Source organism: Providencia sp. 2023EL-00965 (assembly GCF_033550225.1).
In the GTDB taxonomy this organism is placed as follows: domain Bacteria; phylum Pseudomonadota; class Gammaproteobacteria; order Enterobacterales; family Enterobacteriaceae; genus Providencia; species Providencia manganoxydans.
In genome coordinates, this window is record NZ_JAWUEH010000047.1 from 1 (window position 1) to 1,121 (window position 1,121).

Genomic DNA, 1,121 nt, shown 5'->3' on the forward strand with positions numbered 1-1,121 from the left:
AACCGAACAGGCTTATGTCCACTGGGTTCGTGCCTTCATCCGTTTCCACGGTGTGCGTCACCCGGCAACCTTGGGCAGCAGCGAAGTCGAGGCATTTCTGTCCTGGCTGGCGAACGAGCGCAAGGTTTCGGTCTCCACGCATCGTCAGGCATTGGCGGCCTTGCTGTTCTTCTACGGCAAGGTGCTGTGCACGGATCTGCCCTGGCTTCAGGAGATCGGAAGACCTCGGCCGTCGCGGCGCTTGCCGGTGGTGCTGACCCCGGATGAAGTGGTTCGCATCCTCGGTTTTCTGGAAGGCGAGCATCGTTTGTTCGCCCAGCTTCTGTATGGAACGGGCATGCGGATCAGTGAGGGTTTGCAACTGCGGGTCAAGGATCTGGATTTCGATCACGGCACGATCATCGTGCGGGAGGGCAAGGGCTCCAAGGATCGGGCCTTGATGTTACCCGAGAGCTTGGCACCCAGCCTGCGCGAGCAGCTGTCGCGTGCACGGGCATGGTGGCTGAAGGACCAGGCCGAGGGCCGCAGCGGCGTTGCGCTTCCCGACGCCCTTGAGCGGAAGTATCCGCGCGCCGGGCATTCCTGGCCGTGGTTCTGGGTTTTTGCGCAGCACACGCATTCGACCGATCCACGGAGCGGTGTCGTGCGTCGCCATCACATGTATGACCAGACCTTTCAGCGCGCCTTCAAACGTGCCGTAGAACAAGCAGGCATCACGAAGCCCGCCACACCGCACACCCTCCGCCACTCGTTCGCGACGGCCTTGCTCCGCAGCGGTTACGACATTCGAACCGTGCAGGATCTGCTCGGCCATTCCGACGTCTCTACGACGATGATTTACACGCATGTGCTGAAAGTTGGCGGTGCCGGAGTGCGCTCACCGCTTGATGCGCTGCCGCCCCTCACTAGTGAGAGGTAGGGCAGCGCAAGTCAATCCTGGCGGATTCACTACCCCTGCGCGAAGGCCATCGGTGCCGCATCGAACGGCCGGTTGCGGAAAGTCCTCCCTGCGTCCGCTGATGGCCGGCAGCAGCCCGTCGTTGCCTGATGGATCCAACCCCTCCGCTGCTATAGTGCAGTCGGCTTCTGACGTTCAGTGCAGCCGTCTTCTGAAAACGACA

The 1,121-nt window shown here is 61.9% G+C and carries 1 protein-coding gene; it reads left to right on the forward strand.

The annotated features are described in order from the left end of the window. Positions 1–919: class 1 integron integrase IntI1 (intI1, locus tag SC428_RS22050; RefSeq protein WP_025766410.1), on the forward strand; the 919-nt coding region annotated here is incomplete at its 5' end. Positions 920–1,121: the final 202 nt, after the last annotated feature.